The organism is Paenibacillus sp. P4_A9 (assembly GCF_056402415.1).
Map to the genome: position 1 here is coordinate 1 of NZ_JBFUHL010000250.1, position 546 is coordinate 546.

At 49.7% G+C, this 546-nt stretch carries 2 rRNA genes; both read right to left on the reverse strand.

Annotated elements, in window-relative coordinates:
* A 23S ribosomal RNA gene (locus AC1DVJ_RS31315) occupies positions 1 to 149 on the reverse strand; the annotation flags it as partial.
* A 202-nt stretch (positions 150 to 351) separates the two neighbouring features.
* Positions 352 to 546, reverse strand: a 16S ribosomal RNA gene (locus AC1DVJ_RS31320); the annotation flags it as partial.

Here is a 546-nt window from a genome sequence, read left to right on the forward strand (position 1 = left end):
AACTGCGCATTACCACAGCTGGGTTCCCCCATTCGGACATCCCCGGATCAAAGCCTGCTTACGGCTCCCCGAGGCATTTCGTCGTTCGCCACGTCCTTCTTCGGCTCCTAGTGCCTAGGCATCCTCCGTGTGCTCTTTCTAGCTTAACCTAGAAAAAACTTTAAAGATTTTTGCAAGATCCGAAGATCAAGCAACCTAAGTTCTTACTTTACGTTTTTGTTTCGTTATCTAGTTTTCAAGGAACAAATGAATTACATTGAAAGATTGCTCTTTCAAAACTGAACACGAGTGAGTAARCGATTTGTGTGCTAAGCACACTTGACTGGATCTATCAGATCCGAGTCTCCATAGAAAGGAGGTGATCCAGCCGCACCTTCCGATACGGCTACCTTGTTACGACTTCACCCCAATCATCTACCCCACCTTCGGCGGCTGGCTCCCTTGCGGGTTACCCCACCGACTTCGGGTGTTGTAAACTCTCGTGGTGTGACGGGCGGTGTGTACAAGACCCGGGAACGTATTCACCGCGGCATGCTGATCCGCGAT